The organism is Clostridium perfringens ATCC 13124, from assembly GCF_000013285.1.
In the GTDB taxonomy this organism is placed as follows: Bacteria; Bacillota; Clostridia; order Clostridiales; family Clostridiaceae; genus Sarcina; species Sarcina perfringens.
This window is the reverse complement of the sequence record NC_008261.1, coordinates 2,808,311-2,825,316: the sequence shown is the minus strand read 5'-3', so window position 1 is coordinate 2,825,316 and position 17,006 is coordinate 2,808,311. Positions and strand designations below refer to the sequence as shown.

Sequence of the window (17,006 nt, the reverse complement as noted above, 5' to 3'; positions counted from 1 at the left end):
GGAGGTGAAATAGTTGATTAAGTTAGTTGATAATAGAAGAAATATTTTTGTTTTTATATTAATAATAGGGATAATAAGTTTAGTAAGCTTAAAGGTTTTAGCATATGAAATACCATACATGTCAATAAACACTGATACTACAAATTATATGATTAATAATGGAGAAGAGGTTAGTGTAACTTATGTAGTTCAGCCACAAGATTTAGATCCTAGTTATTTTGGATATAGTAATAGAAAACAACCTAATAGTAGAGAAGAACTCAATTATGCAACATTAGACTTAAATATTCCAGATGGAATACAGGTAAAAGATATAAAATTTAATCAAAATGGAATAATTCAAAATATTGATTTAAATTCAATGAATCTGCCTAGTATTCAGTATCAATCTGTAGGAAGTTGGAAGTGGAGTTGGGGTTGGTATTGGAGTGGGTATTTTAAAGCTAATTCATTTGAGATAACTATAAAATACGTTGGTAATAATTTAAGTAATAAGGCTGTTAAGGAGTACGTAATAGGGGGGAATATAAAAGTAGGTTGGGAAAGTGTTGGAGATTTACCCAATGTAAGATTAAGTGTTAATAAAAAGTTAAGTGTTAATATATCTGTAAGTGATTCAAGAGGAAACTTAGGGAAGCCATATAATACATTAGATGATGAAAAAAATGGACTTAATTATGAAGATTTAACTCAAGATAATACCTTAATAGGAAGAGGTTTAGTTAATTTTAAAGTTTTAGGAATAGCAAAGAATAAAAATAGTGATTATTATTTAAAATACAGATTTATAAAAAAAGGACAAGATGACAATACTAAATGGAAAAGTATACTATTAACTACAAATAGTATAAATGCAGATATAGATTATGATAATCCTAATAATTTAACATTTAGATCTTACGATGTTAACCATTTGCCTACATTAAGTGGTAATAGCCAATGGTCTGACCCTAATTTAGTATTTAAAAATCCATCAAGTAATATAAAATATTTACCTACAACTGTTGCTAGTAGTAAAAGTCAATATGGACATTTAACTAGTTATATTGATAGTGATGGGATAACACAATACAAATGGGTACCTAATATGACTTTTTATAATAATATGTATATTGGTGGAGAGTATAAAGAGGCAGCCAAATATTGGGGATACATAAAACCTAAAAAAACTGGGTGGTATATATTGGGTATACTATCTGATGATGGTGCTAAGGGAACTATTACATCCGATGGAAAAGCATATGAATTTTCAAAGAATGGATTTTATCCTCATGGGGTACAGTATTTTTCAAATCGTGATGCAAATCCAATATATTTAAGTGAAGATGAATATTATCCTATATCATTAGAATATTTTAACTGGGGAGGGGGAGGTGCCTTCAAAGTAGGGTATAAATATAGTGAATATAGAGATTATGGATATAAATATGGAGAACCTGATTATATGGGGGAGGATGGATCTGCATTTACTTTCTATCCTTCAAAAAGTAAAGAACCAGGTGAAAATGCCGATGGAATATTTACTGGTGGAAAGGATGGAATACCATTTCCATCAGAAGAAGGTAGTTACTACATCGATTATAGAATAGTATCTATAGATAAGAATAATGATTCAAATCAAGAGGTGTTAAAGGAAGGTAAATATGGTTATTTTAATGTAGAGAATAGATTTATTACTAATATAAGTATAGAAAATGGAGAAAAATTAATCCAAGGGAAAAAATATGATTTAAAATATACATTAAAACCTAAGTCTATTGCGACTAAAGATATAAGTAATATTTCTAGTGACAAGTTACCAGATACTATAAGACTAACTGATATAAAAATAAATGGAATGTTACCTCCAGGAATTAAGTTCGTTTCAAAAAGCAATAGTAATTTAAATGAGAATTCAAATAGCTATTATATCATAGAAAAGTCTGGTGATGAGACACCAAATGGTACTAATTTTACAATTAAATTTAGTAATGATTTGGTTTATACTTTAGATAAAAGTGATATGATGTATAAAGCTGAAATTATAGAAATTCCAGTTAAAATACAAATTGGTAGAATTGGAGAATTTATCTTTAATGGAAGTGATAATAGAATTACCTATAAGTATTCGGGAAAGGATATGGCAACTATAACTCAATATTTTCCTACAATAAATATAAATGCTATAAGTAGTTCTAAAATAATTAAGATGGGAATTTTAGATTCAGCAGTTAAACCTAGTAATATTGGAAATGTTAATAGTATAAGTAATGTAGTAAATGGAATTCCAAGTAAAGTTGCATTAAGTGTAAAAATAAATTCATTAGGAACTATTATTAATGTTTCTTTAAATTCAAATTACTTAAGAACAGGAAATAGAGATATAACTGTAAGTAAATATAAGATAATAAATGGAAATGTTGACTTTGGAAAATCTGAAACTGCAGAATTTAGTTTAAACAATAATAATATATCCATAAAAGATAAAGATAAATTTAAATTAGAAGAAGGTACTGATTATTTAATTGTTATAAATATTACACCAGACATACCAAATGTGGAGCAATTAAAAGTAGTGGGTTCTATTGAAGGTGCAAGTGATATGGATAAGCATTATGCAATTCTTCAGCCAACAGAAATGCCAGATGTATTTTAATCTAAAAGAAAAATAAGACCACATGAATTAATTTGTGGTCTTATTTTTGTATTTATTAATAAATTTTAGAGCATAATATATTTAATTAAGACTTAAAAATAAGATTAATATAGAAATGCTTTAGTATTATTTAATAAAAAGTGAATATTTATTTATAATTAGGAAAATAAAGGGAATATTTTATTGAAAAGCTTTATTATTACAAATAATATGTAAGATATATATAATAAAATAAAAAATGTATGTATTAATATTAAAAGTACCACTAATAAGTATATACTATATTACATGAAAATAAATGAATTGTTTCTTGCAAATAATATATAATATGATGTTAAAAAATCAGTTATGAACTTTTGGAATTTATTTTATGCATTTTGTTGACAAGCTTTCTTTCATAGATTATAATAAATAAAAATTAAACAAAACGGAATATAAACAAACTCGTATAAGCTTTGAATAAGGCAAGGCGTTTCTACCGGAAACCTTAAATTTCCGTCTATGAGTGAATTTGATATACTATAGGTGTACTATAAGCATATTAACTTCACTTAGGAGTTATTATGCTTTTTTTGAAAATAAAATTTCATCTTTTGTGTATATTTGCAAGTTTGCTTTCAAAAAATAAGTAGAAGTTTAAAAGGTAGAAATACGGAAAAACATTTAATTGTACGTAAATAACTTAAAGATAGTGTGTGGAGGCGATAGTATGGCAAGAATATTAAAAACAGCATATACATTTGATGATGTATTACTAGTACCAAACAAATCAGAGGTCCTACCTAATGAGGTTTCTTTAAAAACTCAATTAACTAAAAAAATTCAATTAAACATTCCATTAATGAGTGCAAGTATGGATACAGTTACTGAATCTAAAATGGCAATAGCTATGGCTAGAGAAGGTGGAATAGGAATAATCCATAAAAATATGACAATAGAAGATCAAGCAAGAGAAGTTGATAGAGTAAAAAGACAAGAAAATGGAGTAATAACAGATCCAATATTCTTATCAGAAGATCACACAGTAAGAGAAGCTTTAGATCTAATGGCTCAATACAGAATTTCAGGAGTTCCTGTAACAAGAGAAGGAAAACTAGTTGGAATCATAACAAACAGAGACATAGTATTTGAAACAAACTACGATAAAAAAGTTTCAGAAGTTATGACAAAAAGTCCATTAGTTACTGCGAAGGAAGGAACTACATTAACTGAAGCATTAGAAATATTAAAGCAACATAAAATAGAAAAACTTCCTTTAGTTGATGATGAAAATAATCTAAAGGGACTTATAACTATAAAAGATATAGAAAAAGCTAAAGCTTTCCCAAATGCAGCTAAAGATGAAAAAGGAAGACTTTTATGTGGAGCTTCAATCGGTGTAACTAATGACATGATGGAAAGAGTAGATGCAGTAGTTAAAGCAAAGGTTGACGTTATTGTTTTAGATACAGCTCATGGTCATTCAAAAGGAGTTATTGAAGGAGTTAAGAGAATAAAAGCTAAATATCCTGAACTTCAAGTAATAGCTGGTAACATAGCTACACCAGAGGCTGTAAGAGATTTAGCAGAAGCAGGTGCAGATTGTGTTAAGGTAGGTATAGGACCTGGATCAATATGTACTACAAGAATAGTTGCAGGTGTTGGGGTTCCTCAATTAACAGCAGTTATGGATTGTGCTGAAGAAGGTAAAAAATTAGGAATACCAGTAATAGCTGACGGTGGATTAAAATATTCAGGAGATATAGTTAAGGCTTTAGCAGCTGGAGCTTGTGCAGCTATGATGGGATCAATCTTTGCAGGATGTGAAGAAGCACCAGGAGCTATAGAAATATATCAAGGTAGAAGCTATAAAGTTTACAGAGGAATGGGTTCACTTGGAGCTATGGCTAAAGGATCAAGTGATAGATATTTCCAAAATGGTACTAAGAAATTCGTTCCAGAAGGTGTAGAAGGAAGAATTGCTTACAAAGGACATTTAGCAGATACTATCTACCAATTAATAGGTGGAATAAAATCAGGAATGGGTTACTTAGGAGCACCAACTTTAGAAAATTTATATGAAAATGCTAATTTTGTTGTTCAAACTTCAGCAGGATTTAGAGAAAGTCATCCTCATGATATAAACATAACTAAGGAAGCACCAAACTACAGTGTTAACCAATAATTAGATTAAAGACTTCAGCAAAATGTTAAAATATATATTAAGTTTTAACATTTTGTTGAATATATTTTTATACATAAACGGAAAATGAAATTGTGGAGGAAAGCAAATGAGAGATTTAGTTTTAGTTGTCGACTTTGGTGGGCAATATAATCAATTAATAGCTAGAAGAGTTAGAGAATGTGGAGTTTATTGTGAAATAATACCTTACACATACAGCATAGAAAAAATAAAAGAAAAGAATCCAAAGGGAATAATATTCACTGGTGGACCAAACTCAGTTTATGGAGAAAACACTCCTACATTAGATAAAGAAATATTTAACTTAAACGTTCCTGTATTAGGAATATGCTATGGAGATCAATTAATGGCACATCTTTTAGGTGGAAAAGTTGATACTGCTCCTGTAAGAGAATATGGAAAAACTAATGTAACTTTAGATAATTCATCAAAATTATTTGCTGGAATAGAAGCAGATGAAACTTGTTGGATGAGTCACACTGATTACATAGCAGAAGCACCAGAAGGATTCAAAATAATAGCTCATACAGATGTTTGTCCAGTAGCGGCTATGGAAAACGAAGAAAGAAGACTTTATGGAGTTCAATTCCATCCAGAAGTTGAGCACACTCCATTTGGTCAAAACATGATGAGAAATTTCCTTTACAATATATGTGGATTAGAAAATTCTTGGTCAATGGCTTCTTTCGCAGAAGAAAAAATAGCTGAAATCAAGAAAATAGTTGGAGATAAAAAATTAATATGTGCATTATCAGGTGGAGTTGATTCATCAGTTGCAGCTGTTATGGTTCATAAGGCTGTAGGTAAGCAATTAACTTGTATCTTTGTTGACCACGGTCTATTAAGAAAAGATGAGGGAGATCAAGTAGAAAAAATCTTTAAAGAAGGTTTTGATATGAACCTTATCAGAGTTAACGCTCAAGATAGATTCTTAGGTAAATTAAAAGGAGTTTCAGATCCAGAAACTAAGAGAAAGATAATCGGAGAAGAATTCATAAGAGTATTTGAAGAAGAAGCTGGAAAATTAGGAGATATTAAATTCTTAGTTCAAGGAACAATTTATCCAGACGTTGTTGAAAGTGGAACAGATACTTCAGCAGTAATTAAGAGTCACCATAACGTTGGAGGACTTCCAGAAGATATGGAATTCTCATTAATAGAGCCATTAAGAGAATTATTCAAAGATGAAGTAAGAGCTGTAGGAGAAGAATTAGGAATTCCTCACCACTTAGTATGGAGACAGCCATTCCCAGGACCAGGATTAGCTATAAGAGTTCTAGGAGAAGTAACTGAAGATAAATTAGAAGTTGTTAGAGAAGCTGATGCTATATTTAGAGAAGAAATAGCTTTAGCAGGTCTTGAAAGTGAAATATGGCAATACTTCGCAGTATTACCTAACATTCAATCAGTTGGCGTTATGGGAGACGAAAGAACTTATTGCCACACTGTAGGATTAAGAGCAGTTACATCATCAGACGGAATGACTTCAAACTGGGCTCATATACCATATGAAGTTATAGATAAAGTATCAAGAAGAATTGTAAATGAAGTTAAGGGAGTTAACAGAATTGTTTACGATGTAACTTCAAAACCACCAGCAACTATCGAGTGGGAATAATATAAATAATTGATTCAGATAGGTATTAATCCTATCTGAATTTTAATATAATTTATCTGGTTAAAAATTCTTAATAGGTCTAAATCAGATAAAATTTAAGTATCCAAACTAATCAAAAGATATATAAATTTTTATTACGGATAAATAGGCAGTCATTTTAATATGATTGTCTATTTATCTTGTTATAATCAATAAAAACATATGCCTTTTATAAAGGGGCTTTAATAATATTTTGTGGATAATTTATAGTTTTAATTTTAGTGGATAATTTTATATTTATAAATTACTTATAATTTAAAATAAAAAAAGTAGCTATGAAATTCATAGCTACTTTTTCTTTTATATAAATGTTTTATTTTGCTGATTTCTTTTGTAAAGCTTGGAATAAAGCTATTACTCCAATTGCTACAATTATTAAAACTATAAATACTGAAAATCCTTGTGAATATCCAGCAAATCCTGATCTGTTTAGGAATGATGCCATTACAGGAGGTATTAAGAATCCACCTAAAGCACCTAATCCACCAATCCATCCTGAAGCTCCACCCATTGCCTCTGGAACTGCGTTAGGAACTATTTTAAATACTGCTGCGTTTGCAACTCCCATACCAATAGCAAGTAAGATTATACCTATTATTGCTAAAGTCATAGTTGAAGCAAAAGTCATACAAATTGCACCTATAAGTGCTATTCCTAGAGAAACTATAGTAGTTATTTCTCCACCATTTTTATCAGCAACTTTTCCACCATATATTCTAGTTAATGAAGTTAATATAGAATATAAAGCTGTTAAAAGACCTGCAACTTTCATATTTAATCCGAAATAAGTCATCCAGTAGTTAGGAAACCAACCTGTTAATGCTAAGAATCCACCGAAAGTTGTGAAATAGATAAATACTAAAGCCCAAGTTTTCCATGACTTAGCTGATATTAAAAGTGTTTCACTTGCTTTTCCCTTAGGGAATAATTCTTGACCATACTCTTTTGATGCTATTTCCTTAGCTTCATCTTTATTTATTCCTTTGTCAACAAGTTGGAAGTACCAAGCGTTTTGACCTATTTTTATGTAAATTACAGTACCAACTATTAAGAATATTAACCAAGCTAAGTAAGAACCAGGTAATCCTAATAGAGGAAGTGCTAAGTTTGGAATTAATAATGCAAATATTCCAGGTGCTAAGTTACCAACACCACCATATATTCCTAAAGCTACACCTTGTTTGCTTTTTGGGAACCAATATGATGCTTGGCTGACACCAACAGAGAATGTTGCTATACCACATCCAGATAATAGTCCAAGTGCAAATAATAAATAATAATATTGATTTAAGTTATCGCTAAAGAAAGCTAATACTACGTATAAACCACCCATACCTATTATTGATAAAAGTAGTAAAACTATAAGTGGCTTTCTCCCACCAGTTGTGTCAACCCATGCTGAAAAAGGTATTCTAAGTAAAGAACCTGATAAGTTAGGGGCTGCAATAAGTAATGCTAATAACACTGGATTAAGGTTTACGAAAGCTTCTTTAAATACTGCAGAAGTTGGTCCATAAAGAGAAACTGCTGCAAAACCTATGAAGAAACCTAATGTAGCTCCTATTAATCCACGATTTGGATTACCTTTAAGATTTAAGTTTTTCATCTCATTCACTCCGTTTTTTTCTTTGATTGTTAATTTTTTAACTCTGAAATTTATAATTATCTAATAAATACTTTGAAAGTATATCATCAAATAAAAGAATAAACTGTAACTTTTATCACGAAAATAAAAATAATTTTATAGTAACAAATTACTAGAATTTCATATTATATATATTATTATCTTTAAAATTAATAATTTAATACATATTAGGCATATATTTAAAATAACTTATTATTTAGACCTAAGATTCATTAATTGTAATTAATAATCTTTTTGAGAAAATATTTATAATGAAAAAAATAATTTTACAATATTGCAAAAATATTGGAAATAATTTAAAATACAAATAATATAATTTTAAAAGACGTGTGTTTTTCTATGATATACACTTAGATTTTTAATAAAGTAATTATATATTAAGGTTTATTTTAATAATTTATTAATTTAAGTATGTGCTTAAAAATAAATTATAAACTATATAAGTGTTCATATGAAAATGAAGAAAAATACCTAATAAAATTTTATTTTAAAAATCACATTAAATGTATGTTATTGTAACAATATTTTTTATATGGGGCATTTAAATTTTGTTACATAACAGCAATAAATATATTAAAAGGGGGCAGATTAAATGAAAAAAAGAAAATTAGTTGCATTATTAACGGCGGGGTTAGCAGCTTCAATGTTATTTGTAGCATGTGGAGGAGGAGCTAACAATACAGCTCAAGGAAATGGTAATGGTTCAGAATCAGGAGGAACTACTAAGGATTTATCAAAGCCAGAGAGAATAGAGGCATCAAATCCTAGTGCACTTCCAGATGCTGCAAAAAATAGAACTGATACTTTAATAGTAGGAACTACAGATCCAAAGGGTGAATTTGTTCCAATATATTCTTCTACTCTTTATGATTCATGGGTTAACAAGTTAGTATTTGATGGATTGATTACTAATAATGAAAAGGGAGAACCAATTCCAAATGTAGCAGAAAGTTATGAAGTTTCTGAAGATGGAAAAACTTATACATTTAAATTAAATAAGGGTATTAAATTTACTAATGGTCAAGAATTAACAGCAAAGGATGTAGCATTTACATTTACTTCTATTTGTGATCCAGGATATGATGGACCAAGAATGGATGCTGTAAATAATTTAGTTGGATATGAAGAGTACAATAAGGGTGATGCTAGTAGTGTTGAAGGTATAAAGGTTATTGATGATTATACAATATCATTCACTAACAAGAATACTGATGCAGCTGGTATATGGAATTTTGAATATGGAATTATGCCTGAAAGTGTTTATAAATTTGAAAAAGGAAACTTCCAAGCTGTTAAGGATAAATTATTAGAGCCAGTAGGTTCAGGTGCTTATAAATTTGTTCACTTTAAACCAGGACAAGAAGTTAAGTTTGAAAAAAATGCTGATTACTGGAAAGGGGAGCCGAAGATTCCTTATATAGTAATGAAAGTTACAAATGCACAAACATTATTACAAGAATTAATGGCTGGAACAGTTGATATAGATAGAGTTGGTGCTAAACCAGAAAATATAGATCCATTAAAACAAGCTGGATTCTTAAACTTAGATCTTTATATGCAAAATGGTTATGGATACATGGGACTTAACTATGGAAGTGATAAGGTTAAAGACCCTAAAGTAAGACAAGCGTTACTTTATGGATTAAATAGAGAAGGATTCATGCAATCTTATTATCAAGGATACGGTCAAGTTTACAACTCACACATTCTTCCTACTTCATGGGCATATAACCCAGATGTTCCTAAGTATGAATACAATCCAGAAAAAGCTAAAGAATTACTTGATGAAGCTGGTTGGAAAGATACAAATGGAAATGGAGTTAGAGATAAGGATGGAGTTGAATTAGAACTTCAATGGTTAACTTATACTGGTTCTAAATATGTTGATGCTTTAATCCCAATAGTTCAACAATCTTGGGAACAAATAGGTGTTAAAGTTACTCCAGAACTTATGGAATTTGGAACAATGATGGATAAAGTTAATAACAGAGAATATGATATATTCAATGGTGCTTGGAACCTTTCAATAGATCCAGATCCATCAGGAATATTTGCAATTTCTCAAGATGTACCAGGCGGATTTAATAATATTGGATGGAGAAATGAAGAAGCAGATAAGTTATTAAAAGAAGGTAAAGGAACAACAAATCAAGAGGAAAGAAAGAAAGCTTATGCTGAATGGCAATTAAAATTCTCTGAAGATGTACCTTATATTCTTCTTGGAAATGCACAAGAAATGTTTGCATCAAATTCAAGAGTTAAAGGATATAACCCATCAACTTATATAGATTGGACTCACGACATTTACAAACTTGAATTAGATAACAATAAATAAAATTTAAAATAAATTAAGAAATTAGCCTGGACAAAAAATCCAGGCTAATTTTGAAAAATGGGGGGAACAGCAATATGCTACAGTATATCACTAGAAGAATACTATTAATAATACCGACTATTGTTGGCGTATCATTAGTACTTTTCTTCATATTTGCTATGGCTCCAGGAGATGCTATTACAGCAAATATGGATCCAAATATGAGTGTAGAAACAAAACAAGCAATAAGAGAAAAATATCATTTAGATGAGCCAAAAACAACACAGTACATGTATTGGTTAAAAGGCGTTGTAACAGAAGGGTCTTTAGGAGAATCTTTTTACTATAAAAGACCAGTTTCAGAAGTAATGAAAGATTTTATACCAAATTCCTTTATTTTAGGAGCGGCATCACTAATTTTGGGGCTTATAATTGCGGTGCCAATAGGTATAGTTTCAGCAACAAAGCAATATTCATTTTTTGATAAATTTTTTACGGTATTTGCCCTTATGGGAATATCAATGCCATCATTTTTCTTTGGACTTATATTAATTAAATATTTAGGAGTTCAACTTAATTTATTTCCAATATCGGGTATGACTACTCCAGGAAGTGCATATACAGGAATGCAATATGTTCTAGATGTATTAAAACATATGATTTTACCACTTATAGTTTTAACTCTTGGAAGTGTAGGTGGATGGATGAGATACACAAGATCAAGTATGCTTGAGGTAGTTAGACAAGATTATATAAGAACTGCTAGAGCAAAAGGATTAAAAGAGAAGGTAGTTATATATAAACATGCTTTAAGAAATGCACTTATACCAGTTGTAACACTATTAGGAATGTCAATTCCAGGATTATTCTCAGGTGCTACATTAACAGAAAAAATATTTAACTGGCCAGGAATAGGTCCAGTACAGTTAAGTGCAGTTAATAACAGAGATTATTATCTACTTATGGGTATAAACCTTACTTTGGCTATATTAGTTTTAATAGGAAACTTACTTGCTGATATTATATATGCATTAGTAGATCCAAGAATAAGGCTTAAGTAGGAGGTGCTTTTTATATGCAAACAGAATTAAATAAAGAAGTTAAAGTTAAAAAAGAGAAAATAGAAAGCCCTTGGACTGTAGCTTTTAAAAGATTGAAAAAAAATAAGCTAGCTTTAGGTGGCTTATTTATATTGTTGGTCTTAGTTTTAATTTCAATATTAGGACCAATGTTATATCCACATGATCATTTAACAATAGATTTAGTAAGAACTAATCAACCACCATCAGCGCAGCATTGGCTAGGAACTGATGAATCTGGAAGAGATGTTTTAGCTAGACTTATGTACGGGGGAAGATATTCACTTTCAATAGGTATAGTTGCGGTAGGAATTTCTATAATTATAGGAACAACTTTGGGGATATTAGCAGGATATTATGGAGGATTTATAGATAGTTTAATTATGAGAATTGTTGACGTATTTATGTGTTTCCCATTCTTATCATTATTAATAATGGTATCTGCTATAATGTCAGATTTAAAAATACCACCAGAGTATAGAATTTTTGTAGTTATGTTTATTATAGGGGCACTGAGTTGGACTGGTACTTGTCGTATGGTTAGAGGTATGGTCTTATCTTTAAGAGAACAAGAATTTATGCAAGCGGCAGAAGCTTTAGGTCTATCAGATGCTAGAAAAATGTTTTTACACTTATTACCTAATACATTAGCAGTTATTATAGTTTCAGCTACATTAGGAATTGGTGGAGCTATATTAACTGAATCATCTTTAAGTTTCTTAGGTCTTGGAGTTACACCTCCTACACCAACTTGGGGTAATATGATACAAACAGCTCAAGATTACTATACATTAACAAATAGATGGTGGTTATGGATACCTCCAGGAGTATGTATATTCTTAACTGTTATATCTATAAATATTTTTGGAGATGGATTAAGAGATGCTCTAGATCCTAAGCTAAAGGTCTAAGGGGGCGAGTGTAATGGGAAAAACATTAGTAGAATTTAAAAATCTTGAAACTCACTTTCATACAGGTGAGGGAATTGTTAAAGCAGTAAATAACGTTAGTTTTAAAATAAAAGAAGGGGAGACAGTTTGTGTAGTTGGAGAATCTGGATGCGGAAAATCTGTTACTGCCATGTCTCTTATGAGATTAATACCAAGTCCTCCTGGAAAAATAGTTGGAGGAGAAATTCTTTTTGAGGGAAAAGATGTTTTAAAGTTCACAGAGCAAGAACTTATGGATATGAGAGGAAATGATATATCAGTTATTTTCCAAGAACCTATGACATCATTAAACCCAGTATTTAAAATAGGAGATCAAATTTGTGAAGCAATAATTCTTCATCAGCATTTATCAAAAGAAGAAGCTGAAAAGAAAGCTATAGAAGTTTTAAAAATAATTGGTATAGCTAGAGCAGAAGAAATAATGAAATCTTATCCTCACGAATTATCAGGAGGAATGAGACAAAGAATTATGATTGCTATGGCAGTTTGTTGTAATCCTAAGCTTTTAATAGCTGACGAGCCTACAACTGCCCTTGATGTTACAATTCAAGCACAAATTCTAGATCTTATGAGAGATATTAAAGAGAAATTAAATACATCAATATTATTAATAACACATGACTTAGGAGTAGTTGCTGAAATGGCTGACTATGTTGTTGTAATGTATGCTGGTAAGGTTATTGAGGAAGCTCCAGTTTTAGAGCTTTTTAAAAATCCTCTTCATCCATATACACAAGGTTTACTTAAATCTAAGCCATCAGTTAATGGAAATGAAACTAGACTTTATTCAATACCAGGACAAGTTCCTAATCCGGTAGGTATGCCAGATAATTGCTACTTCAATGAGAGATGTGATAGATGTATGGAAAAATGTAAGGATGTTCAACCTACTCTTGTTGATGTAGGAAATAGACATAAAGTTTCATGCTGGTTATATAAGGAGGGAAAGTAGATGGCAGATAATACAGTTTTAAAAGTTGAAAATTTGAAAAAATACTTTCCGATTAAAGCAGGAGTTTTTTCTAAGACAGTTGGAAATGTAAAAGCTGTTGATGGAGTAAGTTTTACTATAGATAAGGGTGAAACTTTAGGATTAGTTGGAGAATCAGGTTGTGGAAAATCAACAACAGGAAGAGCAATTTTAAGATTATTTGAAAAAACAGATGGAAATGTATATTTTGAAGGAAAAGATATTTTTGCTCTTAAAAAGAAAGAACTTAGAGATTTAAGACCAAAAATGCAAATGATATTCCAAGATCCATATTCATCATTAAATCCTAGATTATCAGTAGATTCTTTAGTAGGAGAGGCTCTTTTAAGTCATAAGTTATGTAGCAAAGATGAATTGCCTGAAAGAGTAGCTAAAACTATAGAAAGATGTGGACTTGCTAGATATCATATGAAAAGATATCCACATGAATTCTCAGGTGGACAAAGACAAAGAATAGGTATAGCAAGAGCCTTAATTTTAAATCCAAGTTTTATAGTTGCAGATGAACCTGTTTCAGCACTAGATGTTTCTATACAATCACAGATTGTAAACTTAATGATGGACTTACAAGAAGAAATGGGATTCTCATATCTTTTCATATCTCATGATTTAAGTATAGTAAAGCATATTTGTCATAAAATAGGTGTAATGTACTTAGGTAGCTTAGTTGAATTAGCTCCTAAAAATGAACTTTATGATAATCCATTGCATCCATATACAAAGGCATTATTATCAGCAGTTCCAATACCAGACCCTACAATTAAGAGGGAGAGAATAATATTAAAGGGTGATATTCCTTCACCAGCTAATCCACCAAGTGGATGTAAGTTCCATACTAGATGTCCATATGCTATGGATAAATGTAAGAAGGAAGCGCCAGAATATAAGTGTGTTGGAAAAGATCACTTTGTTGCATGTCACTTAGTTTAATCTAAAATTAGGTTTATTTATTAAAATGTAAAAATTGAATTAAAAAATTAAATTTTATGTAGTGTAGGGGATTAAATTCTCCTACACTATAACTATATATAATAAAATTTCATTAAATATATAAAAAGTTCTATATTGTATTGTAATCCATAAATAATAAATGATAAAATATTAACGTGTGGTAAACAGGGGGAATTAAGTTTGTTTTGGTTTAAAGATGAAATAACTAGAAGAAAAGAAAAAGAAGAATATGAGAAATTAATGGAAGAAGTTAAAAATAAAGAAAAGCCAACTTTTAAGGATTTGGTTGCTATAATGTTAGCGCAATACGCAATAATACTTCCAATGGTTTTTGGAGGCTTAATTATTTTTGCGATTATATTATATATATTAATGGCGTGGTTAAAATAAATTTATAAACGCTAATGGAGGTAGTAATAATGAAAAAAGGATTAGTTGTTGATTTATCAAAAGCAGCTCCATATTTAAAATCTCACGAAGTTGCTTACATGCAAGAAACTATAAACCAAGCACACAATAAGTTACATAATGGAACAGGTGCAGGAAATGACTTCTTAGGATGGGTTGACCTACCAGTTAATTATGATAAAGATGAGTTTGCTAGAATAAAAGAAGCTGCTAAAAAAATACAAAGTGATTCAGATGTATTAGTTGTTATAGGAATAGGTGGTTCTTACTTAGGAGCAAGAGCTGCTATAGAAATGTTAACTAACAACTTCTATAACTCTATGTCTAAAGATAAGAGAAAAACTCCAGCTATATTCTACGCAGGAAATAACATAAGCTCAAGCTACATGGCTGATTTATTAAAAGCTATTGATGGATTAGATGTAAGCTTAAATGTTATATCAAAATCAGGTACTACTACAGAACCTGCTATAGCTTTCAGAATCTTAAAAGATTACATGGAAAAGAAATACGGAAAAGAAGAAGCTAAGAAGAGAATATATGCTACAACAGACGCTAAGAAAGGTGCTTTAAAAACTTTAGCTGATGCTGAAGGATATGAAACTTTCGTAATTCCAGATGATGTTGGAGGAAGATTCTCAGTATTAACAGCAGTTGGATTATTACCAATAGCTGCAGCTGGAATAAACATAGATGAAATGATGGAAGGAGCTGCTGATGCTAGAGAAGAATATGCTAATCCTTCATTAGCTGATAACGAATGTTACAAATATGCAGCTGCTAGAAATGCTTTATACAATAAAGGTAAAGCTATAGAAATATTAGTTAACTATGAGCCATCAGTTCATTACTTCAATGAATGGTGGAAACAATTATATGGAGAATCAGAAGGAAAAGACAACAAAGGATTATTCCCAGCTGCTGTTGATTTCTCAACTGATTTACACTCAATGGGACAATACATCCAAGAAGGTAGAAGAGATATCTTCGAAACAGTTATTAATGTAGGATCTCCAAGAGAAGAAATAGTAATCGAAGCTAACGATGAAAACATAGATGGATTAAACTTCTTAGCTGGAAAAACTATGGACTATGTTAACAAACAAGCATTCAGAGGAACTTTACTTGCTCACAATGATGGAGAAGTTCCAAACGTAGTTGTTAATGTTCCAGAATTAACTCCATACTACTTCGGAAGATTAGTTTACTTCTTCGAAAAAGCTTGTGGAATCAGTGGATATGTTTTAGGAATAAATCCATTTGACCAACCAGGTGTTGAAGCTTACAAGAAAAACATGTTTGCTTTACTTGGAAAACCAGGTTTTGAAGATTTAAAAGCTGAGTTAGAAGAAAGATTAAAATAATATAAATTTAATTATAAAAAGGAGCTCTTTTTAGAGCTTCTTTTTTGTTTTAAGAGTATAATTTTATTAATATATAAATTATTTATTATTTTAAGAGTATTAGTAAATTAATAAGAATGTGTATAATTTTATTAATGGATAATTATTTAATATTCAAAAAAAGATAATAGAGAATATATTATGGGAGGATTATAAAGGTGAAAATAATTATTGATGGTGATGGATGTGCAGGAAGAGATATAATTGAAGAGGTTGGTAAAAAGCATTCAGTTAAAATATTAATTTATTGCACAATAAATCATATGATAAATTCAGATTACTCTGAGGTGAGAATGGTTGATGGTGGATTTCAAAGCGTAGATATGTATGTGGCTAATAATACTGAGGAAAATGATATTGTAATAACTCAAGATTATGGAGTTGCAGCTATGGCTTTAGGAAAAGGAGCTTTAGCCATTAGCCCTAGAGGATATATTTATGACAATGATAATATTGATAGATTACTTTTTGAAAGACATTTAAGTCAAAAAAATAGAAGAGCTGGTGGGAAATCAAAAGGAAATCATAAAAGAAATAAAGAAGATGATGATAGACTTTATTATAATTTAGAAGTTTTGATAGAAAAGGTAAAGGCTATTTTAAATTAGATATAATAAAATAAGGTTTGAAAAATTAAAAAATAAGTTTGGAAAATTAAAAAATAAACTTTGTAGAATTAGAAGATAAACTTAATAAATAATGTAGATAATATTTAAATGACATTAAAAAGAAATCTCAGAGTGGCTGAGATTTCTTTAATGGTTTGATTATATGGATATAATAAAATTAGG

The 17,006-nt window shown here is 30.0% G+C and carries 12 protein-coding genes and 1 riboswitch; of the genes, 11 read left to right on the top strand and 1 reads right to left on the bottom strand.

What is annotated here, in order from left to right; genetic code table 11:
* The first annotated feature begins 13 nt into the window (after positions 1-13).
* The 3 genes from CPF_RS12495 to guaA all read left to right on the top strand — a co-directional run bounded on the left by CPF_RS12495 (position 14) and on the right by guaA (position 6,435).
* The gene (locus CPF_RS12495) at positions 14-2,635 is read left to right on the top strand and encodes a hypothetical protein (protein ID WP_011591095.1); all 2,622 of its coding nucleotides are present in this window, start codon (positions 14-16) and stop codon (positions 2,633-2,635) included.
* A gap of 424 nt (positions 2,636-3,059) precedes the next feature.
* Positions 3,060-3,157: riboswitch (purine riboswitch) on the top strand.
* A 187-nt stretch (positions 3,158-3,344) separates the two neighbouring features.
* On the top strand, positions 3,345-4,799 hold the full coding sequence (gene guaB / locus CPF_RS12490; RefSeq protein WP_003454518.1) for an IMP dehydrogenase: 1,455 nt from the start codon (positions 3,345-3,347) through the stop codon (positions 4,797-4,799).
* A gap of 106 nt (positions 4,800-4,905) precedes the next feature.
* Positions 4,906-6,435: a glutamine-hydrolyzing GMP synthase gene (gene guaA / locus CPF_RS12485; RefSeq protein WP_003460104.1), complete on the top strand. Its 1,530-nt coding sequence runs from the start codon at positions 4,906-4,908 to the stop codon at positions 6,433-6,435.
* A 352-nt stretch (positions 6,436-6,787) separates the two neighbouring features.
* Here the strand turns inward: guaA and CPF_RS12480 are convergent, their stop codons facing one another.
* Positions 6,788-8,080 (bottom strand): MFS transporter, encoded by a 1,293-nt coding sequence (locus tag CPF_RS12480; protein ID WP_003479149.1) that lies wholly within the window; start codon positions 8,078-8,080, stop codon positions 6,788-6,790.
* Between the two features lie 631 nt (positions 8,081-8,711).
* Between CPF_RS12480 and CPF_RS12475 the strand changes: the two genes are divergently transcribed.
* The 8 genes from CPF_RS12475 (at position 8,712) to CPF_RS12440 (ending at position 16,823) form a co-directional block, all read left to right on the top strand.
* Positions 8,712-10,454, top strand: a complete 1,743-nt coding sequence (locus CPF_RS12475; RefSeq protein WP_003459416.1) for an ABC transporter substrate-binding protein — start codon at positions 8,712-8,714, stop codon at positions 10,452-10,454.
* 74 nt (positions 10,455-10,528) lie between these two features.
* A complete protein-coding gene (locus CPF_RS12470; RefSeq protein ID WP_003454494.1) occupies positions 10,529-11,494 on the top strand; it encodes an ABC transporter permease in 966 nt (321 codons plus the stop codon).
* Positions 11,495-11,508: 14 nt separating this feature from the next.
* Positions 11,509-12,423 (top strand): oligopeptide ABC transporter permease, encoded by a 915-nt coding sequence (gene opp4C, locus CPF_RS12465; RefSeq protein WP_003454342.1) that lies wholly within the window; start codon positions 11,509-11,511, stop codon positions 12,421-12,423.
* Between the two features lie 13 nt (positions 12,424-12,436).
* Positions 12,437-13,414: an ABC transporter ATP-binding protein gene (locus CPF_RS12460; protein WP_003454477.1), complete on the top strand. Its 978-nt coding sequence runs from the start codon at positions 12,437-12,439 to the stop codon at positions 13,412-13,414.
* Positions 13,415-14,383, top strand: a complete 969-nt coding sequence (locus CPF_RS12455) for an ABC transporter ATP-binding protein (RefSeq protein ID WP_003454313.1) — start codon at positions 13,415-13,417, stop codon at positions 14,381-14,383.
* 201 nt (positions 14,384-14,584) lie between these two features.
* Positions 14,585-14,794, top strand: coding sequence for a hypothetical protein (locus CPF_RS12450; RefSeq protein ID WP_003454512.1), 210 nt, complete (start codon positions 14,585-14,587; stop codon positions 14,792-14,794).
* A 29-nt stretch (positions 14,795-14,823) separates the two neighbouring features.
* Positions 14,824-16,176, top strand: a complete 1,353-nt coding sequence (locus CPF_RS12445; protein ID WP_003462349.1) for a glucose-6-phosphate isomerase — start codon at positions 14,824-14,826, stop codon at positions 16,174-16,176.
* Between the two features lie 197 nt (positions 16,177-16,373).
* On the top strand, positions 16,374-16,823 hold the full coding sequence (locus CPF_RS12440; RefSeq protein ID WP_003454468.1) for a YaiI/YqxD family protein: 450 nt from the start codon (positions 16,374-16,376) through the stop codon (positions 16,821-16,823).
* Positions 16,824-17,006: the final 183 nt, after the last annotated feature.

Coding starts and splice junctions, on each gene's coding strand:
- guaB (WP_003454518.1), top strand. CDS start 3,345: ATGGCAAGAATATTAAAAACAGCATATACATTTGATGATGTATTACTA.
- guaA (WP_003460104.1), top strand. CDS start 4,906: ATGAGAGATTTAGTTTTAGTTGTCGACTTTGGTGGGCAATATAATCAA.
- CPF_RS12480 (WP_003479149.1), bottom strand. CDS start 8,080: ATGAAAAACTTAAATCTTAAAGGTAATCCAAATCGTGGATTAATAGGA.
- CPF_RS12475 (WP_003459416.1), top strand. CDS start 8,712: ATGAAAAAAAGAAAATTAGTTGCATTATTAACGGCGGGGTTAGCAGCT.
- CPF_RS12470 (WP_003454494.1), top strand. CDS start 10,529: ATGCTACAGTATATCACTAGAAGAATACTATTAATAATACCGACTATT.
- opp4C (WP_003454342.1), top strand. CDS start 11,509: ATGCAAACAGAATTAAATAAAGAAGTTAAAGTTAAAAAAGAGAAAATA.
- CPF_RS12460 (WP_003454477.1), top strand. CDS start 12,437: ATGGGAAAAACATTAGTAGAATTTAAAAATCTTGAAACTCACTTTCAT.
- CPF_RS12455 (WP_003454313.1), top strand. CDS start 13,415: ATGGCAGATAATACAGTTTTAAAAGTTGAAAATTTGAAAAAATACTTT.
- CPF_RS12445 (WP_003462349.1), top strand. CDS start 14,824: ATGAAAAAAGGATTAGTTGTTGATTTATCAAAAGCAGCTCCATATTTA.